At 39.2% G+C, this 25,374-nt stretch carries 23 protein-coding genes; 17 read left to right on the plus strand and 6 right to left on the minus strand.

The genetic code is table 11. From position 1 onward, the window contains the following. Positions 1–42 precede the first annotated feature (42 nt). Together ACFSR8_RS13660 and ACFSR8_RS13665 are read left to right on the plus strand one after the other, a co-directional pair. Entirely contained in the window at positions 43–1,500 is a 1,458-nt protein-coding gene (locus ACFSR8_RS13660; RefSeq protein ID WP_380292953.1) for a PQQ-dependent sugar dehydrogenase, read from the plus strand. A 298-nt stretch (positions 1,501–1,798) separates the two neighbouring features. Further along, entirely contained in the window at positions 1,799–2,818 is a 1,020-nt protein-coding gene (locus tag ACFSR8_RS13665) for a dipeptide epimerase (protein WP_380292955.1), read from the plus strand. A 14-nt stretch (positions 2,819–2,832) separates the two neighbouring features. On the opposite strand, the gene ACFSR8_RS13670 is transcribed toward ACFSR8_RS13665, so the two are convergent. Next, complete coding sequence (locus ACFSR8_RS13670; RefSeq protein WP_380292957.1) at positions 2,833–4,104, minus strand: porin; 1,272 nt, start codon at positions 4,102–4,104, stop codon at positions 2,833–2,835. A 525-nt stretch (positions 4,105–4,629) separates the two neighbouring features. Between ACFSR8_RS13670 and gyrB the strand changes: the two genes are divergently transcribed. The 6 genes from gyrB (at position 4,630) to secDF (ending at position 13,783) form a co-directional block, all read left to right on the plus strand. Beyond that, positions 4,630–6,570: a DNA topoisomerase (ATP-hydrolyzing) subunit B gene (gene gyrB, locus ACFSR8_RS13675; RefSeq protein ID WP_380292959.1), complete on the plus strand. Its 1,941-nt coding sequence runs from the start codon at positions 4,630–4,632 to the stop codon at positions 6,568–6,570. A 201-nt stretch (positions 6,571–6,771) separates the two neighbouring features. Further along, positions 6,772–7,794 (plus strand): DUF6588 family protein, encoded by a 1,023-nt coding sequence (locus tag ACFSR8_RS13680; RefSeq protein ID WP_380292961.1) that lies wholly within the window; start codon positions 6,772–6,774, stop codon positions 7,792–7,794. Between the two features lie 250 nt (positions 7,795–8,044). Beyond that, positions 8,045–8,971, plus strand: a complete 927-nt coding sequence (locus ACFSR8_RS13685; protein WP_186559315.1) for a malate dehydrogenase — start codon at positions 8,045–8,047, stop codon at positions 8,969–8,971. A gap of 72 nt (positions 8,972–9,043) precedes the next feature. After that, positions 9,044–9,973, plus strand: a complete 930-nt coding sequence (locus ACFSR8_RS13690) for a SecDF P1 head subdomain-containing protein (RefSeq protein WP_380292965.1) — start codon at positions 9,044–9,046, stop codon at positions 9,971–9,973. Positions 9,974–10,024: 51 nt separating this feature from the next. Then, the gene (locus ACFSR8_RS13695) at positions 10,025–10,633 is read left to right on the plus strand and encodes a hypothetical protein (RefSeq protein WP_380292968.1); all 609 of its coding nucleotides are present in this window, start codon (positions 10,025–10,027) and stop codon (positions 10,631–10,633) included. A gap of 165 nt (positions 10,634–10,798) precedes the next feature. Then, complete coding sequence (gene secDF, locus ACFSR8_RS13700; RefSeq protein ID WP_380292970.1) at positions 10,799–13,783, plus strand: protein translocase subunit SecDF; 2,985 nt, start codon at positions 10,799–10,801, stop codon at positions 13,781–13,783. A 359-nt stretch (positions 13,784–14,142) separates the two neighbouring features. On the opposite strand, the gene ACFSR8_RS13705 is transcribed toward secDF, so the two are convergent. The 5 genes from ACFSR8_RS13705 to ACFSR8_RS13725 form a co-directional block, all read right to left on the minus strand. Continuing rightward, complete coding sequence (locus ACFSR8_RS13705) at positions 14,143–15,003, minus strand: fructosamine kinase family protein (RefSeq protein WP_380292972.1); 861 nt, start codon at positions 15,001–15,003, stop codon at positions 14,143–14,145. 10 nt (positions 15,004–15,013) lie between these two features. Further along, positions 15,014–15,547 (minus strand): dihydrofolate reductase family protein, encoded by a 534-nt coding sequence (locus ACFSR8_RS13710; RefSeq protein WP_380292974.1) that lies wholly within the window; start codon positions 15,545–15,547, stop codon positions 15,014–15,016. A gap of 95 nt (positions 15,548–15,642) precedes the next feature. Continuing rightward, a complete protein-coding gene (locus ACFSR8_RS13715; protein ID WP_380293339.1) occupies positions 15,643–15,873 on the minus strand; it encodes a type II toxin-antitoxin system RelE/ParE family toxin in 231 nt (76 codons plus the stop codon). A gap of 87 nt (positions 15,874–15,960) precedes the next feature. After that, positions 15,961–16,212, minus strand: a complete 252-nt coding sequence (locus ACFSR8_RS13720; RefSeq protein ID WP_380292976.1) for a hypothetical protein — start codon at positions 16,210–16,212, stop codon at positions 15,961–15,963. Between the two features lie 10 nt (positions 16,213–16,222). After that, positions 16,223–17,440 (minus strand): RsmB/NOP family class I SAM-dependent RNA methyltransferase, encoded by a 1,218-nt coding sequence (locus tag ACFSR8_RS13725; RefSeq protein WP_380292978.1) that lies wholly within the window; start codon positions 17,438–17,440, stop codon positions 16,223–16,225. A gap of 713 nt (positions 17,441–18,153) precedes the next feature. On the opposite strand from ACFSR8_RS13725, the gene ACFSR8_RS13730 reads away from it, so the two are divergent. The 9 genes from ACFSR8_RS13730 to ACFSR8_RS13770 all read left to right on the plus strand — a co-directional run bounded on the left by ACFSR8_RS13730 (position 18,154) and on the right by ACFSR8_RS13770 (position 25,373). Then, a complete protein-coding gene (locus tag ACFSR8_RS13730; protein WP_380292980.1) occupies positions 18,154–18,732 on the plus strand; it encodes an RNA polymerase sigma factor in 579 nt (192 codons plus the stop codon). Between the two features lie 38 nt (positions 18,733–18,770). Then, positions 18,771–19,091 carry a hypothetical protein gene (locus ACFSR8_RS13735; protein WP_380292982.1) on the plus strand — a complete coding sequence of 107 codons (321 nt, stop codon included), beginning with the start codon at positions 18,771–18,773 and terminating at the stop codon, positions 19,089–19,091. Positions 19,092–19,096: 5 nt separating this feature from the next. After that, the gene (locus ACFSR8_RS13740; RefSeq protein ID WP_380292984.1) at positions 19,097–19,636 is read left to right on the plus strand and encodes a Spy/CpxP family protein refolding chaperone; all 540 of its coding nucleotides are present in this window, start codon (positions 19,097–19,099) and stop codon (positions 19,634–19,636) included. 118 nt (positions 19,637–19,754) lie between these two features. Beyond that, positions 19,755–20,816, plus strand: coding sequence for a YHYH protein (locus tag ACFSR8_RS13745; protein ID WP_380292986.1), 1,062 nt, complete (start codon positions 19,755–19,757; stop codon positions 20,814–20,816). A 67-nt stretch (positions 20,817–20,883) separates the two neighbouring features. Continuing rightward, a complete protein-coding gene (locus tag ACFSR8_RS13750; RefSeq protein WP_380292988.1) occupies positions 20,884–21,039 on the plus strand; it encodes a hypothetical protein in 156 nt (51 codons plus the stop codon). A 7-nt stretch (positions 21,040–21,046) separates the two neighbouring features. Continuing rightward, complete coding sequence (locus ACFSR8_RS13755) at positions 21,047–21,841, plus strand: YHYH protein (protein WP_380292990.1); 795 nt, start codon at positions 21,047–21,049, stop codon at positions 21,839–21,841. An 8-nt stretch (positions 21,842–21,849) separates the two neighbouring features. After that, the gene (locus ACFSR8_RS13760) at positions 21,850–22,419 is read left to right on the plus strand and encodes a toxin-antitoxin system YwqK family antitoxin (protein ID WP_380292992.1); all 570 of its coding nucleotides are present in this window, start codon (positions 21,850–21,852) and stop codon (positions 22,417–22,419) included. Continuing rightward, positions 22,406–23,053: an SCO family protein gene (locus ACFSR8_RS13765; protein ID WP_380292994.1), complete on the plus strand. Its 648-nt coding sequence runs from the start codon at positions 22,406–22,408 to the stop codon at positions 23,051–23,053. The genes ACFSR8_RS13760 and ACFSR8_RS13765 overlap by 14 nt, the downstream gene beginning before the upstream one ends. Positions 23,054–23,216: 163 nt before the next feature. After that, complete coding sequence (locus ACFSR8_RS13770) at positions 23,217–25,373, plus strand: prolyl oligopeptidase family serine peptidase (protein WP_380292996.1); 2,157 nt, start codon at positions 23,217–23,219, stop codon at positions 25,371–25,373. The last annotated feature ends 1 nt before the right edge of the window (position 25,374 follow it).

A 25,374-nucleotide genomic window follows, 5' to 3' on the forward strand; every position in this document is an offset into this window, starting at 1 on the left:
ATTTGCAATGACGGAGAATGGCGGCACCAAATCTAAAATGCTATGAAAAATCGTAACACCTTAAAAATTGCGGTATTACATCTTTTTATCCTCGCTTTGATTTTGAGTTGTTCGGAATCAACAGAATCCAATAATCAAAATGAAGTAGAAGAAGAGGAAGAAGAAATGGCCGATTTAGCAAAAGCGGCCCTAAATTACACGAACCATTGTGGTGGCTGTCACGGCCAAAAGTTTGAATCGTTCATCGAAAGAGATTGGGCCTATGGCAGTACCTCCGAGGACATCGCAAACTCCATTACTTCTGGCTATGAATCCAACGGCATGCCTTCTTATGAAAATGCATTTACTACGCAAGAAATAAAAGATTTGGCCGATTACATCCTTCAAGAAATTGAAGGGAAAACCAAGGCCGATATCGAAACAGAAAATCCAAACCTTTCAGGAATAATAACTTCTGAGGACCTCGATTTTAGATTAGAAACCGTAACCAATCAAATTAGCGGTGTACCTTGGGGCATGGTGCAATTGCCAAATGGCGACTTTTTAGTGACCCAGCGTGAGGGAAAACTATTTAAGATAACCAGTGATGGCACAATATTCGAAATTAACGGTGTCCCCAACGTGGTGGCCCAAGGCCAAGGCGGTTTATTGGATGTAACGTTGCATTCCGATTTCGAAAACAATGCCTATGTGTATTTGTCCTACTCCAGTCCAAATCCCAGTAATGCCAATCAAAAAACCACAGCAGTAGCCCGCGGGCGATTGTCTGGCAATACTTTGGAGGCCACCAGCGATATTTTTTTGGCATCGCCATACCTCACCACAACCAATCATTATGGCTCCAGGTTGGTATTTGATAATAACGGATATCTGTATGTTACCGTTGGAGATCGTGGCAATAGAGACACCTATCCGCAGCTATTAAATAACGGCGTTGGCAAAATTCACAGGATTATGGATGACGGCACCATACCCTCCGATAACCCATTCTACAATATGCAAGACCACGAATGGTCTGTTTTCGGTTATGGTGTCAGAAACCCACAGGGTTTGGCCAAACACCCCATTACTGGTGCCATTTGGGAAGGCGAACACGGTCCACGAGGGGGCGACGAAATAAATATCGTAAGCTCCGGAAATAACTATGGTTGGCCCGTGATTACGTATGGCGTCAATTATAACGGTACCCCAATTACTGACCAAACCGAAATGCCAGGCATGGAGCAACCCGTTCATTATTGGGTGCCTTCCATTGCGCCGTGTGGTATGGATTTTATGTCCGGCAATTTTTACGGCAGTTGGCAAAACGATTTGTTTGTGGGCTCCCTAAAATTCAGATACCTGCACCGTCTTAAAATGAACGGCAACGTCGTGGTGGGCCATGAAGAACTGTTGGATGATATCGGCCGTGTACGCGATGTGCACATGGGCCACGATGGCTATCTGTACATTTTGGTGGAAGGCCCGGGCAGGCTCATAAAGCTGGTGCCGGAGCAGTAATATCTTAAAAACTATTATTTGGGCGTTACCCTGCGGGTCGCGCTTTCACTAGTCGCTCTCTGCGAGGAGCTCCAACATGCCGTTTAATCCCTAACGCGCCACTCATGCTTTTAAAACCAACCCCTAACCCCACCGTCCGCTTGTCGCCAAAGCTTTAGCCGAGGCGCAGGAGGAGAAGACATACCCATGTGCAAGCAATAACAGCCCACAGCTGTATTCTATTTTTTTAACACCCCGTCTCATCCATTCCTCTCCACATGGGGAGGCTAGGAGAGGCTTTTTACCTTATCTTTAAAGCATGAACTTCAAACTGACCGCCGGCCACTATCAATTACCGTTAAAATATCCGTTTACCATTTCAAGGCATACGGTGAATGTGCAGGATACTCTGATTGTTTCAATTTCTGATGGAACAATAACCGGCTACGGCGAAGCTACAGTCAACCCATATTACGGGATAACCATTCAAAAATTAAAAGCATCAGTCCAAAGTGTAAAGGCGGAAATAGAATCCCAAAAGGGAGCACATCCCGAAACCCTTTGGCACCATTTGGAGCCTAAATTGAGACATGATTATTTCGCCCTTTGTGCCATCGATTGTGCCTATTGGGATTATTTCGCCAGAAAAAATAAACGAACCCTAAGAAGTTTTTGGAGCAACGGGGAAAGCGGTTTACCAAAAACTAATTACACCATTGGCATCGATGAAATTCCTGTGATGACCGAAAAAGTCAAGCAAAAACCTTGGCCGATTTATAAAATCAAATTGGGTGTAAAAAATGATTTAGAAATTGTAAAAGCTTTAAGAAACGTTACTGATGCCGTTTTTATAATTGATGCCAATTGCGCTTGGAATGTGGATGAAGCTATTCAAAAATCAAAAGAGCTAAAAAGTTTGGGTGTCGAATTTATCGAACAGCCCTTAGAAGCCGATAATTGGGAGGACATGAAACGCCTTAAAAAAGAAAGCGCATTGGACATCATTGCCGATGAAAGTTGCCAAACATTGGAAGATGTTGAAAAATGCGCTGAAGTATTTGACGGTATAAATATCAAATTGATGAAATGCGGAGGCCTCACCCCGGCCTTAAAGATGATTCAAAAAGCGAGGGTGTTTGGGCAAAAAGTCATGTTAGGCTGTATGACCGAATCCACTATTGGTATCTCAAATTTGGTACAACTGGCCCCGCTGTTGGATTACATAGATGCGGATGGGGCAATGCTTTTGGCAAGCGATATTGCTTCAGGCGTAACATTTCAAGATGGCACAATTCTTTACCCCAGAGGTTTTGGCTCTGGGGCTAAATTGCTCTCATGAAAATTCTAGCTAAACTATTGCTTCAACGCAATTTGATACTGTAGTACAACCATGCCCTTATAATCTTTTTGCTCTAAAGTAACCGCATCAAAAATTGGTCTATGTTGGTATCCCAAGCTCACTTTATTGCCATGAGAGCCGTCCACATAAAAGTTTACGGTAAAATCATAAACTGTCATTTTATCTGCCAGTCTATCCCAATCAGAGTGCTGTACCGCAATATTAGGCTGTATAACTACTTTTTGGCTCAAGACATTGGTTTCCTTAAACGCATATCCAAATTGGCCATACCAGGTGGTTCCTGTACCAATCATCGGGAAAGCAACACCGGCACCATTAAAATCCGTGCCCCCTCCAGATGTCGGGTTGTTGGCACCAACATTTCTTATGTAATCTTTTCCAAAATCGTAATCGTAAAAACCAAGGTATGCAGTAATGGCATCCCCATTAACCAGCGGTAAGTTTAAAAATGAGTCCGCCGCAAAATGGGTCATGTCGTAAAATGTGGTAGTAGCTAGCATGGCATCCCCGTCACTCATAGCTTCCGGTTGATATTGAAAACCTACGCCGACGTTAAAGACTTTTTTGTTCTGCATATACGTCCCTGTTTGGTAAGCAGATTTATTGGATTCATGCTCAAAAAACTGGTATTTGACGTAAGCCGAAGTCTTTACTCTTGGTTTGTTGTTGGCAAAATTAACTTCACCATCTGGAATAGTTGTAACAAAAAAGGGTCTGTTAAACGCCATGCGGTAGTCAAATTTACCAATCTGTCCTTTAATCCATGCGCCAAATAAACGACCTATGTCATCGTTTTTTTCAACTGAGTTTAGTGTGAATAAAGGCGAATCTAAACCCATTAAAGTTTTGTTCGAACGGATGTTCCAACGGCTTAATCCTTGCCAACCAGACTTACCTACACCAACTTCAAAGTATTTGCCAAAGCTATATTCGGCATAAAGGTCAAGAATTTCTAATGGTAGGTCTTTTCTTTTAAAATTAAAATTATTCCCACCAAAAATAGCGTAGAGGAAGATTTTGGGGGTTACTTGACAGTTTACAGGAATACGCAACCTTCGTATCGATATATCAAAGAATTCTGATGTTGGTTCCTCTTGTATCAAAGAGCCTTCGTTTAGCTCAGAATAGCGCATCCAAATTTGCGACGTAATATTCCAATTGATTTTTGGCTTAGGTTTGTCTTCTGTTTGACTGGTGACTAAAAGTGGAAAGGTAAAAGCTATAGCAATCAGCCATAATTTAAGCCCTCTTTTTTTAAGTATCATAAATATTTACTTGTAAAGTTCTGGACAAAATTAAAATGAACTTATGGGCAAAAAAGTGACATGTATCATATTTGGGCATGATATTTTTGCAGTAGCCAAAAAATAAACAAAAAAGGGCAGACTTTTTTTTACTAATTTAACTACAAAAAGGTTCAATTTTATGTCAAAACTAAAGAGCTGAAAAAGCAATACTTTGGCATCTGAAGCATTCTTGTGTTTTCTTAATTCTGTCAAACACTAAAAACGATCAAAAATCCATTTTAAGATACTTTTTAAGCGATTTAAGGGCGTTTTAGGTAATTAACAATTGTTGATAATTATTGTATAAAGTCGTTAAAATGCTTTCTAACACCTTTATTATTTCGTATATTTGTTAGGCTTGAAAATGATGCTAAATGCGTCATTTTTTTGTGTTAATGAAGTCCTATTTTTCCAAGACGGAGTTGAAGGAAAAATAGTTAACTGAATTAATTCCGCAAAATGCGGGATCTTTAATTTAAATAAATCAAATTAAACAAGGATTTTATGAGCGACGAAGCTAAAAAACACAATTATTCGGCGGATAGTATTCAGGCGTTGGAGGGTATGGAGCATGTGCGTATGCGTCCCTCCATGTATATTGGAGATGTGGGGGTTAGAGGATTGCACCACTTGGTATACGAGGTGGTGGATAACTCCATAGATGAAGCTCTTGCCGGACATTGTAATAATATAACCGTTACGATTAACGAGGACAATTCTATTACCACTGAGGATGACGGACGTGGTATTCCAGTAGGCCTTCATAAAAAAGAAGGCGTTTCGGCGCTTGAAGTGGTGATGACCAAAATTGGTGCTGGTGGTAAATTCGACAAGGATTCTTATAAGGTTTCTGGTGGATTACACGGTGTTGGGGTGAGTTGTGTTAATGCATTATCCGAACATTTAAAGGCTACCGTACACCGTGAAGGTAAAATTTGGGAGCAGGAGTATGAGCGAGGAAAGCCCCTTTATCCCGTAAAAACCGTTGGTGATTCCGATAAAAGTGGAACCGTTGTAACCTTTAGGCCAGACCCTACTATTTTTACGCAAACGCTTGAATATAGCTACGATACTTTAGCTAGTAGGCTACGAGAATTGGCGTTTTTGAACAAGGGTATTACGGTACATTTAATTGATAAAAGAAATACAAAGGAAGACGGTTCTTTTGAAGGTGAGACCTTTCATTCTGATGAAGGTTTGACCGAATTTGTAAAATATTTGGATGCTACTAGAGAACCTTTGATGAAGGATGTAATTGCCTTTGAAGGTGAGAAAAATGATATTCCTGTTGAAGTGGCGATGATTTACAATACCTCTTATGCAGAAAATTTGCATTCGTATGTAAACAACATCAATACACACGAAGGAGGTACACACTTATCAGGTTTTAGGCGTGGTTTGACCCATACCTTAAAGAAATATGCAGATTCTTCGGGATTGACTGATAAGTTAAAATTTGATATTGCAGGTGATGATTTTCGTGAGGGCTTAACAGCAATTATTTCTGTAAAAGTTGCAGAACCTCAATTTGAAGGACAAACTAAAACCAAATTGGGTAACCGCGAAGTTTCCGCTTCTGTAAGTCAAGCGGTTTCTGAAATGTTGACCGATTATTTGGAGGAACATCCTGATGATGCCAAAACCATTGTTCAAAAAGTTATTTTGGCGGCGCAAGCACGTCATGCGGCTCAAAAGGCTCGTGAAATGGTGCAACGTAAATCGCCTATGAGTATTGGTGGTTTACCCGGTAAATTAAGTGATTGTTCTGAGCAAGATCCTACGAAATGCGAGGTGTTTTTAGTTGAGGGAGATTCTGCGGGCGGCACTGCAAAACAAGGCCGTGATAGAAATTTTCAGGCGATTTTACCGCTTCGGGGTAAAATATTGAATGTGGAAAAAGCCATGCAGCACAAAGTATTCGAAAATGAAGAAATCAAGAATATTTTTACCGCGCTTGGTGTAACCATTGGTACGGAAGAGGATAGTAAAGCGTTGAACCTTTCAAAATTGCGCTATCATAAAATCGTGATCATGTGTGATGCCGATATTGATGGTAGCCACATTGCAACATTGATTTTGACCTTCTTCTTTAGATATATGAAAGAATTAATTGAAAATGGTCACGTGTATATCGCAACACCACCATTGTATTTGGTTAAAAAAGGTGCTAAAAAACAGTATGCTTGGAACGATAAGGAGCGGGACGAAATTATCTCTGACTTTGGTGATGGCTCAAAAATTCAACGATATAAAGGTCTTGGGGAAATGAACGCAGAGCAATTGTGGGACACGACAATGAACCCTGAGTTTAGAACATTGCGTCAAGTTAATATTGACAATGGTTCTGAGGCAGATCGTATATTCTCCATGCTAATGGGCGATGAAGTGCCTCCGCGTAGGGATTTTATTGAAAAGAACGCGATTTATGCTAATATTGATGCGTAACTTAAACTTAATATAAGATTGGAAACCGCTTAGGAATAAGCGGTTTTTTTTATGAAATTCATGTAGAGTTTGTGGCTTATAGGTGTTGTTTTTGAGGTAATTTCTGATAAAAAATATCGATAAAAAGCATTTTTTTTCGATTAAATGTTGTTTTGTGACTTTTTTTTTATACATTTGTCTCACCCAAATCTATTAACCATAATGAAAAAGTTAGCCCTTTTTGCCCTTTTCAGTTTAATTACGATTACTTCAAAAGCACAGGACCTGGATGCATTGTTTGCTGCAGGAGAGGAAAGTGCCGAACGTTTCACAAGCGATTATTTAAGACCAGCCACTAACGGATTGATGCACAGCATGAATGCCGGATGGTTCAACACGGCCGATGCCAAACCCCTTGGTGGATTTGAAATATCCATTATAGCAAATGCTTCAATGGTAAAGGATGAGCACAAAATGTTTTTGCTGGATTTAGATACCTATGATAATGAAGAAGTCACATTTGAGTTTACCGATTCCAGTGTTAGAGCAAGAAATGTGGCCACTGCCTTAGGAGAAAACAATCCTGATATCGATATTATTGTAAGAAATAGAGATTTTCCTAATATAAACGAGAGGATTACGTTACCCTCTGGGTTGGGTGATGCCAGTGCCAATTTATTGCCTACAGCATTTATACAGGGTGCGTTGGGCATTAGCCAGGGTATTGAACTTAAAGCTCGATTTGTACCCAAAATTAAGACAGATGATGTTGAACTAGGCATGTTCGGTGCCGGTGTGCAATTTGAAGTTACAAAATGGTTGCCAGCAGATAAATTATTGCCTATCGCAATCTCTGGATTAGTGGCCTATACCAATTTGAATGGGTCTTATGATATTTCAGGTACTTCTGGAGTTTCAGGAAGCGATCAAAGGTTAGAAAACGATACGAGTACTTGGTTGTTCCAAGCTATTGTATCTACCAAACTCCCTGTAATCAACTTTTATGGAGGTGTGGGTTATATCAAAGGGAAATCAGAATCTGATGTGCTGGGAACGTACACCGTTACTTCCGGTCCTTTTGTAACAGAATCTTATATTGATCCGTTTTCAGTGTCCAGCGAAGTTTCTGATGTTAGGGCTACGATCGGTACAAAGTTGAAAGTAGGATTTTTTAGATTGAATGCAGAATATCACCTGTCTGAATTTAATGCCTTCTCAGTTGGCCTAAATTTTGGTTTCAGGTAAAAATATAAAAGAGAATTATAGTGTATTTTCATATAATTGTTTAGTTTTTTTAGTTAGTTTTTTATTTAATTTAATTTCGAAAAGTGCATGATTTAATCATGCACTTTTTTCGTTTACAGCCGAATAATTAGTAATATTGCATGACTTAAATCATAGAAAAGAATTCGTGTCAATTCTATCTTTGCAAAGTCAAAATTTCCATAGGAAAAACAATTAAATTCAACATAAAAAACAACCTAAAAACAGTATTATGAAAGTTACAGTAGTTGGAGCAGGAGCAGTAGGCGCAAGTTGTGCCGAATATATAGCTATCAAGGATTTTGCATCAGAAGTTGTATTGCTAGATATCAAGGAGGGATATGCCGAAGGGAAAGCCATGGATTTAATGCAAACCGCTTCCTTAAACGGTTTTGACACAAAAATCACCGGGATTACCAACGACTATTCTAAAACAGCGGGAAGTTCAATTTGTGTGATTACCTCAGGAATTCCTCGTAAACCCGGAATGACCCGTGAGGAATTGATTGGTATCAATGCAGGTATCGTAAAATCGGTATCTTCAAGCTTGATTGAACATTCCCCTGATACCATCATTATTGTGGTGAGCAATCCGATGGACACGATGACCTATTTAGTTCATAAAACCACAGATTTACCAAAAAATAAAATCATCGGTATGGGCGGTGCTTTAGATTCTGCACGCTTTAAGTACAGATTGGCAGAGGCGATGGAAGCCCCAATTAGCGATATCGACGGTATGGTTATTGGAGGCCATAGTGATACGGGAATGGTACCATTAACAAGTCATGCTACAAGAAATAGTGTAAAAGTTTCTGAATTTTTAAGTGAGGAGCGCCTAAACCAAGTAAAAGAAGATACCAAAGTTGGTGGTGCTACTTTGACTAAATTATTAGGTACGTCTGCCTGGTACGCGCCGGGTGCGGCGGTAAGTGCTTTGGTTCAAGCCATTGCTTGCGATCAGAAGAAGCTATTCCCATGTTCTACATTATTGGAAGGCGAATACGGATTAAAAGATATTTGTATCGGTGTGCCCGTGATTTTAGGACGAAACGGGATTGAAAAGATTGTGGATATCCCATTGAGCGATGCCGAAAAAGACCATATGAAGGCCAGTGCTGAAGGGGTTTCAAAAACAAATGGATTATTGGAATTATAATAGCATTTCCATTTTTTAATATATAACATTTGGCTATCAATTTTTGATAGCCTTTTTTGTAAGTCTCTATTTATGAAAAAAATTCTTTTACTAACGGTTATCGCAATACTGTTTTCTTGCGATGTTTTTAAGCAGAAAGAGGAACATAGATTTGTGTACGCTTTTGAAAATGAGAGCGATTTGTCCAAATCTGAACAGCTAAAAACAATTGAGGTTATAAAAACAAGGTTAAATGGTGTTGGGGTTCAAAATGAAGTGAAACGTTTTGGCGAAAAGCATTTGGAAGTATTGGTAAAGGCAACTCAATTGGACGTTCAGCGTCTTGATCAATTGATTATAAATCAGGGTAAATTAGAATTTTGGGAGTTATACAAAGGAGAAGAGTTTTTGTCCTATATAGGCGAAGCGCTTTACACTATTGAAGAAAGCAATACATCGGACAGCTTGAAAGTGACTTCAAAATTCGATCTATCTCCAGGTTATAAAGGAGGTCCGATAGTTATCCATGTCAAAAAGGATGATTCCGAAACTGTTTTAAATTTATTGAATAGCCAAGCATCTAAGTTAAACCTTCCTTCGGAATTTAAAAATGTGAAATTTTTATTGGGTATTGAAGAAAATGGACGTTTGCCGATATACGCTATTCGATCTAATAAGGATAACAAAGCACCTTTGACAGGAGAAGTGGTTACAAAGGCAAACAATACTTTCGGCCCAACAGGGAGACCAGAAATATCCATACAAATGAATCGAGATGGAGCCCTAATATGGGAGCGCTTAACGGCAAGCGCATTTCAAAAAGGCACTTCCATAGCCATAACACTGAATAATGTAGTGTATTCTGCTCCCGGAGTTACAGTCGGTCCCATTAAAGGAGGAAGGTCTTCGGTTTCTGGAAATTTTACAGCTGAGGAAGCCCAGGATTTAGCCATTGTTTTGTCGTCGGGACAAATGATTCCAAAGTTGAAATTAATAGAGTATAGCTTAGTTTCAAACAGATAATTCCTAGGCATTACTTAAACAAGTTTATTTTTTTATATTTGGCGCATGAAAATGAAGTGGTACGTCGGTACTTTAATTATTATCCTATCCGTCTTGGGTGTGGTACAGCATGGACAGTCTACGTTGCCCAATCAGGAAATTGTGCTTCATTTTAAAAATACCGAATCCTCGCACGCCAATAGCCACGCAACAGTTGCCTTAGTTAAAAGGGAGCTACAGCAAGCAGGCGTAAGTAATATTCAAGTTAAGGAGAATGACAACGGCAAACTCAAAATAAGCTATTATAGCGATGCGGATGTTGACGTCATCAAACGGATGCTTTCAAAGCGTATCCGTGCCGAATTGGGTAATACTGATGATGACGAGGATGCACCGTTCAGCATTCCTGTTGAAAGTGAAGCCACTGCCTATAACATTGATGTTTACGAACTTCAAAGTTCTGGTGATGGCGATTCCGATGTAAACGGGATTCATGTTTTAGAAGTTGAGGTGAAGGCAGACCGCCTTTTCAAACCCAAAGTATATTCGTCTTTAACATTTTATAAGTCTTCTAAAGTTGAGGATGACCATTCAAAATTCAAATGGGTCAACGGCATCACGTTGACTTTCGATACCAATCTTGGTGTAATCCCAGAAGTCAGGGCAGGCCCTATTTCCTAGTGGGAAATAAAATTTAGGTGCTCGGTTTTTTAGTCAATGGCATCTATCCCATACTTTCCAAATAAAAATTACACATGGGGAATTACACCCATGAATTATTAGGAGCGAATTTCGCTTTGCGAAGGGCTCCAATCTATAGTATTCAATTATTAAAAAATTACAATAATGCAAAATAAAGGATTAGTAAAACTATTTGCTATTTTGTTCGGTTTGGTAAGTATTTACCAATTATCGTTCACATTTAAGGCGAACCAAGTCCAGAAGGAAGCTGAGGAAATCGCCATCAACAAATTTCCAGAAACAGAAGACGACTACCGTGCTAAAAGAAGTTTGGAGGAAGTCAATTATTTAGATGGTATCGCCACCGATACAGTTTACAACTTAGGTATTGCGAAATTCACCTATAACGAGGTAAAGCAAAAAGCTATGAACCTTGGTTTGGACTTAAAAGGAGGATTAAACGTGATTCTTCAAGTGTCCGTAAAAGACATCTTAAAAGGCTTGGCCAACAACACCAAAGACCCTGTTTTTAATACAGCTTTGGACAACGCATCCGAACTTCAAAAGGATAGCCAGAATACCTATTTAGAGGATTTCTTCATTGCGTTTGACGCCATAAAAGGAGACCAAAAATTAGCTTCGCCAGATATTTTCTATACCAAAGCATTGGATGGGGAAATTGACGGTAGTATGACTGATGAAGAAGTCAAAGGTATTATAGAAACCAAAATCGATGAGTCTATCGTTTCGGCATTCGAAGTATTGCGTAAGCGTATCGATGAATTTGGGGTAACCCAGCCAAACATCCAACGTTTAGGGAACTCTGGACGTATTTTGGTAGAATTGCCAGGCGTTAAGGATATCGAGCGTGCTACAAGTTTGTTACAGAGTACTGCGCAATTGGAATTCTGGGATGTGTATCCGGGAGAGCAATTCCAACAATTTTTATTTCAGGCTGATCAAGTATTAAAAGACATTGTTGAGGTTGAAGAAGATGCAGATGAAGCTGAACCTCAAGACGAAGAAGATGCCACCGATGCAAAAATTGATGATTTATTGGGGGATGCTGTTACGGATTCTACCACTGTTGAAACCGTAAACCCATTACAAAGCCTAATTAGAGGTTTCGGATATCGTGGAGGTCCTGTCGTAGCTTCTTTCGAAATAAAAGATAAAGATCAGGTAATGGAGTATTTAAATATGCCACAGGTAAGATCTTTATTGCCATCTGAATTGCGCTATGTAAAGTTTGCCTTCAGTAAGCCAGAAAAGAATAGCGAGATTACTGATTTGTATGCCCTTAAAGGGAACCGTGATAATATTCCTGAGCTGAGCGGTGCAGTAGTTACAGATGCAAGACATACATTCGGACAAACAGGAAAGCCTGAGGTATCCATGCAAATGAACAGCAAGGGGGCCAAAATCTGGGAAGAAATGACCGGAAGAGCTTACCAACAAGGTAGCCAAATCGCTATTGTTTTGGACAACGTAGTGTATTCTGCACCAGGTGTTACTTCTGGACCAATTGCCGGAGGTAACTCATCCATTTCTGGAAATTTCACCTTAAACGAAGCGATTGACTTGGCCAACGTATTACGCGCTGGTAAATTACCTGCCTCTGCTGATATTATTCAAAGTGAAGTAGTAGGGCCATCTTTGGGTCAAGAAGCCATTGATAGTGGTACCATGTCATTTTTAATTGCATTGGTATTGGTATTGCTTTGGATGATTTTCTACTACGGAAAAGTAGGTGGTTTTGCGGATATCGCGATGCTGCTAAACATTTTATTGATTTTCGGAATTCTTTCAGGATTGGGCGCTGTATTAACATTACCAGGTATTGCCGGTATTGTATTGACCATCGGTATGTCTGTGGATGCCAACGTACTGATCTTCGAACGTGTCCGTGAAGAATTGGCCAAAGGTAAAGGTCAAAAAGATGCCATTAAAGATGGATTTAGTAATGCATTGTCCTCTATTTTGGATGCCAACATTACCACAGGTTTAACGGCATTAATCTTATTTATTTTCGGAACAGGACCTATTAAAGGATTCGCTACTACTTTATTGATTGGTATCGCAACCTCATTATTTACGGCAATTTTTATCACCAGATTATTGGTAGATTGGTACACCGAAAGAGGAGGGAAGTTGACATTCTCTACACCGATTACCAAAAATCTATTCAGAAACATCAATATCGAATTTTTGAAGAAGCGTAAAATTGCTTACATCATTTCAGGGATTTTAATTGCTATCGGATTAAGTTCATTATTCACCAATGGATTGGATGAAGGTGTTGATTTTGTGGGAGGTAGAACTTATCAAGTGCGTTTTGCCCAAGACATGAATGCTTCTGAGGTTACCAATGTACTTTCAGACCCAGCTGTATTCTCTAGCGCAAATGCCAAGACATTCGGGGATGCCAACCAGTTAAAAATAACCACAAAATATAAGGTAAACGAAACAGGAGCAGCTGTTGATGAAGAGATTAGATCGACATTGTTTAATGCCCTGCAACCGTATTTTGAAGGGATGACCTACGAAGAGTTTATCAGCGATGCCGAAGATAAAACCATCGGACTAATGCGTAGCGACAAAGTAAGTCCTACCATTGCGGATGATATCAAAAAAGCATCGTTCTGGGCTATTTTGGGGTCGTTAATCGTGGTGTTCCTCTATATTTTGTTGCGTTTTAAAAAGTGGCAGTATTCCTTAGGTGCTGTTGCAGCGGTATTCCATGACGTATTGATTGTATTAGGAATCTTCTCGTTGACCTATAAGTTCATGCCGTTCAATATGGAAATCGACCAAGCCTTTATTGCGGCTATCTTGACCGTAATCGGTTACTCATTGAACGATACCGTTGTAGTATTCGATAGGATTCGTGAATTCTTTAATGAGCACACCAGTTGGGAGTTCGATCGTGTGGTAAACTCCTCATTGAGCAGTACTTTAAGTAGAACCCTAAACACCTCGCTTACTACCTTGGTCGTATTGCTGTCCATCTTCATTTTTGGTGGCGATTCCATCCGCGGGTTTATGTTCGCGCTAATCGTTGGTGTTATCGTCGGTACATACTCATCGCTGTTCATCGCAACGCCGATTATGTACGACAGCGTCAAAAAATTAGAAGGAAAAAAGAAGTAAGACTAACTCAAATTTTTTCTTTGATTAAGAGCCCGTCAACAAAAGTTGATGGGCTTTTTTTATTTTTTTTGGCGTTCCCCTCGATGCCACATTCGAAAGTTTCATGAAACCATCAAGTTCGGGTCGGGCTTTCACTACTCGCTCTCTTCGAGGAGCTCAAACATGCCGTTCAATCCCTAACCCACATCTTTGCGAACGCCAGTATTTAATCATTAAGTTCTGTCATTCCTGCAAAGACATATCGATGAGAATCCGGTGTCATGTCGAAATGAGGTACGATTGAGACATCTCAATTTTTTTGTGGATTCCGCATCACACTTCGACTGCGCTCAGTTGGACAGTGCTGGAATGACAGAAATTTAAAAGTACTTTTGGATAATTGATGTTACCGAGCAATAATAAGACCTTCCGAACATATTCAGGTGTACTAACAAATAATACAATTGGTATATCTCAATTCTAGCCGATGTATGTTCATCAGATGGCAACATTGAAAAATAAGCCTCATAAAACGCTTCACCAAACCCACCAAACAATTTACTCATGGCAATATCAACTTCGCTATGGCCGTAATATACAGCAGGGTCAATCAAATAAGGTTCGCCATCTTTTGAAATTAAATAGTTCCCGCTCCATAAATCCCCATGAAGTAGGGATGGTTTTACACTTTCAAAAAGTGGGTGCAATCGGTTTTTTATATATTCCGCATTTGGGCATTCCGAATCTTGAAGCAAGCGGTTTTGTTTTGCCATTTCCAGTTGTGGCGTTAGACGTTCATAGGTATAAAAGTCTGTCCAATTTTGGTGTTTGGTATTGCTTTGGGGCAGGCGCCCAATAAAGTTATCTTGACTTAAACCAAAATATTCAGAAGTGCATTTGTGTAAGTTGGCTAACTGTTTTCCAAGGGTTTTAAAACCCTTGGATAAAGGCGGTTTTGATTCGATGAATTCCAATAACAAAAATGCGGAGCCTTCAAACCAGTCACAAGCAATAATTTTTGGTGTTTTTATGGTGTTGGTTTTGTAAATGGCTTGTAAACCGTACGCTTCCGTTTGAAACATGGTTAACGCCTCAGGGGCATTGTTCACCTTTAAAAAATAATCGACGTTTGAGGTTGAAATTTTATAAGCTTGGGAGATGTCGCCACCACTAACCGAATTAACGTTTGTTATGGATTCCTTTAGTAATTCTGATAAGTGGTGTTTTAGACTATCGAGCATTTTATGTCATCTACCTTTTACGTTTATAACAACTCTGTACAATCTGATTGCAAAACACTTCCGTTTTTACATGTTCAAACTCCAAACGTTTTGGTAACACATCAAACAAAGGAATACCTTCGCCCAAAACAATAGGAATTGTGGTTAATCTCAGTTCATCTATTAAATCTTGTTTTAAAAAGTTTTGAACCACTTTGCCGCCGTCAATATAAAGATTGAGATATCCCTTGTTATGAATGGATTTTAGAATTTCTTTTTCATTACCCTGCAATACTGAGACCTTATCCTGAAGCTTTACAGGTATGTTTTTCAAGGAACGACTCAAGACAAACACATGTTTTTGGTATGGCCATTCGATATCAAAACCCAACACGGTTTCAAAAGACGTTTTACCCATCAAGATGGCATCAACTTCATTCATCAAAGTGTTGTAGCCCATATCCAATTGGTCGGGATTTGGAATCATGTCTAGCCAATCCAATTCGCCATTTTTACCAGCGATGTAGTTGTCGATGCTTTTGCCCAGAAATACGATATTTTTCATTGATGTAAGATAGGCAAGATGAGGTTCTGAAACAAGACTTTGACTGCACTCCGTCTGACAGTAAAGAATGACAAACGTCGCTTGTTTTTCAAGTACTATGTACCTCTTTTAATTTTCGGTGGATTTTGCCTCGTATCAAAAACGTCTACAATCTTAATGAATTTATCAGATTCGTCAACTGAATAAATCATTTTGTAATTTTTGTAAACCAAGTATCGATATTGAATTCTTCTTTCTTTAAGAAGTGGTTCTTCTTGACCAATGTATGGTGAATCAATTAGTTTATTGGGTTCTTCAATAATTGCTTTAAGCAATTTTTTTTGCAATATTGAGACCTGCTTCTTTTTGGTAGTACTCGAAAATTGCGTCCAATCGGGTTTCGGCAAATCGAGACCAAATTATTTGATACGTCATTACTTGTATTTGGAAAGAAGGTCAGCACTTTTTTTGTAATGACCATTTTCAAAATTTGACTCAGATTCTGCAACACGGTTATTCAATTCCTCAGACGTCATTGAAGCTTCATTTTCGGCGTAATTTGGTATACTCTCTTTTTTCAATAACTTTTCTAAACGTTCTATAACCTCCTCACTTTGAATTTTGAGAAACTCTTTAATAAACTCTAGTTTTCGTGTTTGCAGATCCATATGTTGGGCTTTATCCAAAGATATAAAATTAAGCTTTTCGCTCCAAAAGCGCCATATAAAACCCATCAAATCCAGATTCGTGGGCCAGTATTTTTTTGTCCTTTAAAAGATCGAAATTTTCCCCTGCCTCTGATTTTAAGAAGGCATCAACTTGGTTTTGATTTTCAGAAGGTAATACGGAACATGTGGCATAAACCAATTTCCCTCCAGGTTTTACCATTTTTGAGTATTGTTGTAACACGTCTTGCTGTACGCCTCTGATGCTATCCAAAAACTCAGGTTCCAGCTTCCATTTGGCATCTGGATTTCGGCGCAATACCCCTAATCCGGAACATGGTGCGTCAATTAAAACACGGTCGGCTTTGTTGTATAGTTTTTTAATAGGTTTTGTAGAATCGATCACTTTTAAATCTACGTTGTGCACCCCGTTTCTGCGTGCTCTTATTTTCAACTTTTTGAGTTTGCTTTCGTAGATGTCCATCGCTACAATTTGTCCTTTATTTTGCATCAATGAGGCAATGTGCAGTGTTTTGCCGCCCGCTCCGGCACAAGTATCTACCACTTTCATGCCGGGAGCAACATCTAGAAATTCGGCTACTAGTTGAGATGAGGCATCCTGTACTTCAAAAAGTCCATTTTTAAAGGCATCGGTTACGAAAACATTGGCACGTTCGGTTAATTTTAAAGCAGATGGGTAGCCTTTTATGAATTCTGTTTCAATGTTGTTTTCATCGGATAGGATATTCTGTAATTTTTCTTTCGAAGTTTTCAGGGTATTGACTCTTAAAATAACATCGGCCTGCTCGTTTTGCATGGCTATTTCCTTGGTCCATTTGGCTTCCCCTAATTCTTCCAAACCAACTTCATCTATCCAATCGGGAATGGATTCTCTGAACTTTCTAGTTTTTGAGAGTTCGTCAAAACGGCCTTTTATTTTTCGTGTTGGTGTGCCTTCAAAGTATTTCCAATCTGGTAATTTTATACCTTTTAAGGTTGCCCAAACAGCAAACATACGCCACAGATTGTCACGATCGAAGGGCTCCTTTACCTCTGCTATTTCTGCGTATAATCGTTTCCATCGCACAATGTCGTATGTGGTTTCAGCAACAAAACCTCTATCCCGGGCACCCCAACGTTTGTCGCGCTTTAACAGTTGCTGAATGACTTTGTCGGCGTATTGGTTCTCATTGAAGATTTGGGTTAATCCGTCTATTACGGCGAAGCAGAGGTTTCGGTGTAATCGCATCTTTTAAGTTCTCAGTGTTCAGTTGCAGTTTGCAGTGCTTACTCAAACGGAAATTGAACGGGTTAAAAAATTGATGGCAAAGGTACGTTTAAATTGTTGAATTGTGGATTTGTTTAATTGTTTAGAAGTGAGCACCGTTTGTCATGTCGACGGTAGGAGACATCTTATTATTTTGGTTGTTTTTCTCTGTTCATTTTGCCATGATGCAAAACAAACCAAAAAATCACTACCAAGCCAGGGGCATTTTTAATTCCGCTTTGGTGGAATAAAAACCGATTTGTAAACTCCGCGTCGGACTATCGTCCTACTGTTCTCGGAGCTTTTCTGCATCTATTCTGCGCCTTGGTGGTTCAATTCTGCGAATTGATTTGGGTGTTGACTTTTTTGCTGTGGTTTGTTTTTATTCTTTAAATTGGTGTTTGTTTGCCGGTAGGTTTTAATTTGGGGAGGTTACTGGCTTTGGCGGGTTGGACAGCGTTAGGGATTGTAGAGGAAAGCCCACAGCGGAGTCCCGATAACTATCGGGACGGAGCGAGGACTTGGAACGGAAAGCCCGACCCGTAGGGTAACGCCCAAAAAAATATTTAGAACAGCGCAAGTTTCATTTTTTTTAAGCATCTGAACTGAAAAAACTTTCATCAAAGCGTAGCTTTGATGTTTCAATTGAAATTGTCATTCTCGCGGAGGCGGGAATCTGAGTTTAATTTTTGTATTTGACGGAAAACGATTTTATAGCGGGACTTAAAAGCCATAGCGCCAATGCGTATGGCAAGTTGTTGGATGATTTTCAGCAGAAGGTGTTTGGAACTTGCTTGTCGTTTGTGCCCAACAAAGAGGATGCGGAGGATATTGCTCAGGAGGTGTTTTTGGAGGTGTTTAACAGCATTGGGAAGTTTAAGGGTAACTCGAAATTGTCGACTTGGATCTACCGGATAACCACTAATAAATGTTTGGAATTTATCAGGAAACGGAATACGAAAAAGCGGTTTGGTTTCATGCAATCGATTTTGGGTAATGCCATTCCGGTGGATAAAACCAGCTACTTTACCGAGATGAGCCATCCCGGGGTTATTTTGGAAAACAAGGAACGGAGCGAGACGCTTTTTTATGCGATTAATCAATTACCTGAAGCCCAAAAAGTGGTGTTCACACTGCATAAAGTAGATGGGAAAAGTTATCAGGAAATTAGTGATATTACTGAGAAAAGCGTGTCGTCGGTGGAATCGTTGATGTTTCGGGCAAAGAAGAATTTACAGAAACTTTTAGAGAATTTTTATAAAAATAAAAAATAGCGCAAGTTTTTAAAACTTTGGGCATCTAAATAATTGATATGGATACACATAGCAACCTACAACAACAAATTGACGAGACTTTAAATGTTTTGGACAGTATTTCCGAAGTGAACGTATCGCCTTTTTTTAAGGACAAAACGATGAACCTTTTATTTGCCAAAAAAGAGGAGGAGGTGCCATCGGTATGGGCCTGGTTTACCCCTAAATTACAATTGGCAACTTTAGTTTGTGTGGTTATTTTGAATGTGATTGCGTTTACCAGGCTAGAGAGTATATCGGACTACGATGAGAATTTGGCGGAATTTGCGGAGTCTTATGGGTTATTGACCAGTGATGAAAATTCAATTTTAAATAATTAACCGAGATGAAGAAAAATTTACCCTTATATATTTTGTTACTTTTCCTTATAGTAGTGAATGGGTTTTTTCTCTACAATTATTTGGGAAGCGGTGAAAATGAAAATGAACAGGAAGAACGCAGGCCACCAGGAGCTTTTTTGATGAAGGAACTTGACTTTGATGAAGGCCAAAAAGAAGCTTTTAGGGCTTTGACACGTGAGCACAGGCAAAAAATGAGAGGTATTTCGGATGACATCCGGGAGTTGAAAGACTTGTTTTTTAGTGGTTTGTCTGATGAAGCGGTAAGTATAAATAGGGATTCGGTTGCTTCTTTGATAGGGGATTTAGAAGCAAGAAAGGATATGGAAACCTATCTGCACTTCAAGCAGGTTCAGGAGTTGTGCGATGATAACCAGAAGGCCAAGTTCAGTAAAATCATTAAGGATGCCCTACATAAAGGTGCTATGAGACAGGGGCCTCCACGTAATGGAAGACCGAACGGTGACAGACCGCCACTGCCTGAGCATCGGGATGGAAACAGGCCACCGCCTGCGAGGCATCAATAGGATTTAAAATAGACGTTCAGTTTTTGAACGTCTTTTTTATTTGTCTCTTTTTTAACAAGGTAGTCCACAAGTTTAAAAAAGTTACCGCATCTAAACTTTTATAACAAAAATTGACGTCATGGGAAATTTAAAAATAGCAGTTGGTGCAGTACTCATATTTTTAGGTTTGAGTATGGGAGTGGCCCAAAATAAAACGCACAGTCACGATGGACAAGATTTTCATAGCCATACCAATTATTTTGGGTCCTATGAATTGCACGATGAAGAGCATGGCGCCAAAACGACTGTAACCTTAAAAGGAAGCACAAGGAAAATGGTAACCAATGCATTACCAAATCACAAAACGGGACAATTTCCAGGTCCTGGAAACCCGAATACCATTTCTGAGCAAAATAAGCAATATGCATTTCCTTTAAACCCCAAATATAAAGGAGAACCAACTTGGGTAAGAGAACCCGGAGTGGCTTTAAATGGGGTGAAGTTTGAGCCTGGTACCGCTGAAGTGGTTGAATGTGATACAGGTGAAAACTACCGCATCGAAGCTTTTCAGGATTTCGTGAATTTGGGGTTGGATTTCAACAATGCGCATGTTCAGCCCACAGGAGCTTATCATTATCACGGGGCACCAACATCTGTTGTTGAAAAGTTTGATACAAGTGAAGATTTAGTACATGTGGGTTTCGCCCACGACGGTTTTCCAATATATTATTCAAAAAGTAGGCAATATAAATCGAGCTATAAGCTAATTGATGGTACCCGGGAAGGTGAAGACTGCACCTATGATATGAGGCGTAACACAAGAAAAGTGGATGTTGGCGGACATCATGACGGTACTTACACTTCAGATTTTGAATTTGTTGAAGGTTCAGGCGATTTGGATGAATGCAACGGGATTGAAATTGACGGCAAATACATCTATTTGGTTACCATTGAATTTCCTTATGTCAGTAGATGTTTGATGGGTGAAGTGTCACATAATGAACAACGAAGAAGACCTAATAAAGAAGAGTTGTTCTCCAGGATGGACGAGAATGGAGATGGACAAATTTCGAAGGCAGAAGCTAAAGGTCCATTGGCCACTCATTTTGATACCCTAGATAAAAATAGTGATGGCGTTTTAGTCAAATCTGAAATGGATAATATACCGCGTCCAAACCGGAATCTAAGACGAAGAGGATAATTTTTTTGATAATAGCGCAAGTTTTTTAAAAAGCCGACATCTAAATACAAGAACCATACCCAAATCAATGGACTCTAAACGAAACAAATTGTTGACCATTTTGGTTGTTGTAACGGTTGCGATACTAATCCTGAATATTGTAATGATTGGATTGTGTATGCACAAGAAGAACAATACTATTTCAGAAACGGCAACAATAAATACAGAAACAAACTCAAATTAAAAATACTATGAAAACCTTTTTATCAACTAAATTATGGGTATCTGCCCTTTGTCTTTTATTATTCGTCACTCTCTTGGCATGTAGCAATACCGACGATACTACAACTCCGAAAGAAGAGGAACAAGAGGAGGAAATGGTCGAAGATACCATGTATGACATTAGAGGTATCCTTTCGATGTTTGAAGGGACAGGGTTGTCTTATGCCGTAAATGGAAATACGGTAACCTTTACTACTGCGGATTTGCCAAATCATAACAGCCCATATTGGCCGGTTAACAATCCACTTCATGAAGCTTATAACGGTACAAACCCTAACTGGCGGCAAAACCCAAATGAAATAGCAGAGCAAAACATTGTTTTTACCATAACCTTAAACCCTTCAGAGGCCACAAATAAGCAGGCTACAGAAATGGGACCCATTGGCATAGCAAGAAATGGTGTAGTATTTTTTAATCAATATGCCGCGGGAGGTTCGCCTCTTACTAACGAGATTAATTCTTTTGATCAATACTTGGGACACCCAGCCGGACAAGATAATTATCATTATCATATAGAGCCAACTTACCTCACCCAGGAGTTTGGAGATGATGCCTTCTTAGGGCTTTTAGCGGATGGTTTTCCCGTGTATGGGCCTATGGAAGATGGTTCGATCATTACAAATTCAGATTTAGATGACTATCATGGGCATAAGCATGAAAATAACGATTTCCCTAATGGGATTTATCACTATCATATTACCAGTGAGGATCCTTATTTGAATGGGAATGGGTATTTCGGCACTCCGGGGAATATTTCACGATAATTGGATAATTGAAGTACAGTATTTTAAATAGCGTTTTTGTGTTTTGGCTGATTTGTGGATGTCATTCACCATCAAATAAAATCACCATTGATGTTTCCGACAAAAATTTGAGCTTAAACAATGGAATCTTGTTTCACGACCATTCCCCATTTAATGGTGCGGTGATATTAAAATATGATTCGGGAGGGATAAGGTCTGAAATGGAATACACCGACGGAAAAAAACATGGTACCGAAATTAAATGGAATGAAAATGGGGATAAAGTGTTGGAGCGCTTTTATACTAATGGTTTTAAAACAGGAATTCACAAATCTTGGTGGGAAAAAGGTCATCTAAAATTTGAATACCATTTTAATGACAAAGGTATGCATCATGGTCCAATGAAAGAATGGTACCAGTCAGGACAACCTCTGAGAGTCTTTAATTATGAAAATGGAAAAGAAGTGGGTCCACAAAGACTTTGGAAACCTGATGGTAGTATTAAAGCGAACTACGAAGTTTTAAATGGGGAACGATTTGGGTTGATAGGTTTAAAAAAATGTTATACCGTAACGGTAAATCAAGATGAAATTAAATAGAATATATCTGTTGTTATTACTTTTGATATCCTGCTTTTTTTCATGCAAAAATCAATCAAAAGAAGCAGTTTCGGTCGAAATCACAAAATTACCTTATTTCAATTCTGCAGATTTTACTCCAGAATGGGATACGCCCAAACACAAAATCCCAGAGTTTTCGTTTGTAAATCAGATTGGGGTAGAGGTTACCAATCAAACGTACAAGGGAAAAATTTATATCGCGGATTTCTTTTTTACAAGTTGCCCAGGCATTTGTCCGAAACTCACCAAAAATATGGCAGATATTCAGGATACTTATAAAGATGAAACTGATATTATGTTGCTGTCCCATACGGTAATGCCCTGGCGAGATTCCATTCCTTTGTTAAAGGAATATGCTGAAAAGCATCAGGTAAACGTAGATAAATGGCACTTAGTCACTGGGGATAAAGATCAGCTGTACAATATTGCAAGAATAGGTTATTTTGCGGATGAAGATTTCGCAAAAACCCAAGACGAAAACAATTTTATTCATACTGAAAATTTTATTCTTGTAGATAAACAAGGTTATATCCGAGGCGTGTATAACGGCACCTTGCCCATTGATGTAGAACGATTAAAACGGCATATAGAAATTTTGAAAAGGGAGGTATGATTTGATTGATAGGTTTTTTTTAAAGCTCCGCGAAAATTTGCGGAGCTTTTTGTTTAATTAAAGATGAGGCAAAGAAGATCCGAGAGCACTAGATTCTTTTTCGTATCTTAAATCTCTCAATTTTAAATGTTAATAAGGCATCAAATAATCTATTGAAACTATTATGAAAAACCTACTTATATTATTCTTGTTCACAACGTTTTGCACTCTTACGGCCCAGGAAATTTCTAAGCCCGGTCTTGCCCCTGTTAAAATGGTCGTAGACAATTATCATGGGGTTGAATTGGAGGACCCTTATAGATATATGGAAGATTTGAGCAACGAAGAGGTCATAAAGTGGATGAAGGACAATGCGGATTATGCCAAATCAGTTTTAAACAACATCCCCGGAAAGCAGAAGTTATTTGATGCTATTATGGAACTAATAAATAGAAGTTCAGAATCCATTTATGCGCTATCTATTACTAAAGATGATGCCTATTACTATTTAAAAAGAAAACCGGGAGAGGATATTGCTAAAATTTATAAAAGGCAGGGCTTTAGTGGTGAAGAAGTATTGTTTTTTGACCCTGAAACCTACAATAGTGATGCAGAAAGGACGTATACCATTTCATCAATTTCGCCGAACTTTCAAGGTGATAAAATTGTGGTGGGGGTTTCTCCAGATGGTTCCGAAAACCCAGAAATTATTATTTTCAAAGCAAATGGCGAAAAGTATCCCGAAGTATTGCATTTGCCAACTGGTATATCATGGCTTAAATCTGGAAATGCGTTTTATTACAATAAGTATAATTCCGCAGATGTAACAGACTTGAACAGGCAAATTTTCACTAAGGTTTACAAGCATGAGGTTGGAACCGATCAAAAATCAGATTCTGTAGTTTTTTCTAAAGAATTATACCCTGATCTTAAAATTAAGGATTTGGAAATCCCCTTTATTTTCTATTCTGAAGAGGCAGATTTAGATGTTTTATTTTTGAGTACAGTCGATAACAATATGGACTTATTTTATAAGTCACCATTAACCGATAATAGTGAAAAATGGAAGACCTTAACTACACGGGAAGATAATGTGGTGGATGTTAAAGCCAGTAAGGAGTTCGTATATTATTTATCTTCCAAGGAAGCCCCGAAATATAAAATTTTAAGGACTTCAATTGGCAGGCCTTCGGTAGCTAATGCCAAGACCTTTGTCGGGGAATATGATGAAGAGACTATTAAAGGGTTTGAGTTGACCAAAGATGGACTGTACTACATTACAATGAGAAACGGTGTTGAGGCGAGCGTGTATTTTTTGGCAAATGATGCAAACTCCCCCAGAAAACTTGACTTGCCTTTTACTGCAGGCGAAGCTACCTTGCGAGGCAAAAATATTGAGTCTTCTGAGATTTGGATTACCATTTCAGGGTGGACATCACCCGATAAACGTTATTTATACAATCCTAGAGAGGATTCCTTTAAGCTACAACAGCTTTCTGCAGTAGTGGAATATCCAGAATTAGATGATTTGGTTGCCAAAGAGGTAATGGTTGAGTCTCATGATGGGGTAATGGTACCTGTGTCTATAATTCACAACAAAAACTTAGAATTAAATGGAAAAAACCCTGTAACACTATATGGATATGGTTCCTATGGTATTTCGATGGCTCCCACTTTTAGCACTGTCGTATTGGGCTACACGATTTTTAATGGTATTTTAGTAGTGCCCCACGTGAGAGGCGGAGGCGAACTAGGTGAGGCCTGGCATAACGCTGGAAAAAAGGAAACCAAACCCAATACATGGAAAGATGCTATTGCAACGGCGGAATATATGATTAGAGAAGGATATACCTCACCTGGGAAACTATCAATTTTTGGAGGCAGTGCAGGGGGTATCCTCGTTGGAAGAGCAATAACAGAACGTCCAGACTTATTTTCTGCCGCGGCTCCCTTAGTGGGTTCTATGAATGCAGTGAGATCCGAGGAGTCACCCAATGGCCCAGTGAATACTCCAGAATTTGGTACTTCAAAGAATCCCGGGGAGTTCAAGTGGCTACTAGAAATGGATGCTTATCATAACATCAGGAAAGGTGTAAACTATCCGGCAATGCTCATAACTTCAGGAATCAATGATCCGAGGGTTACAGCATGGGAACCCGCAAAATTTGCGGCTAAGATGCAGGTGGCTACCGCTTCTGATAAACCCGTCCTATTTCTAACTAATTTTAAAGGTGGTCATGGTGGGCGTACAAAACTGAGTGATACTATTGACGAATTTGCTGGTATTTTTGCCTTTTTCTATTGGCAAGCAGGACATCCGGATTTTCAGCCTAAAAATTAAT

The organism is Hyunsoonleella rubra, from assembly GCF_042684665.1.
Classification (GTDB): Bacteria; Bacteroidota; Bacteroidia; order Flavobacteriales; family Flavobacteriaceae; genus Jejuia; species Jejuia rubra.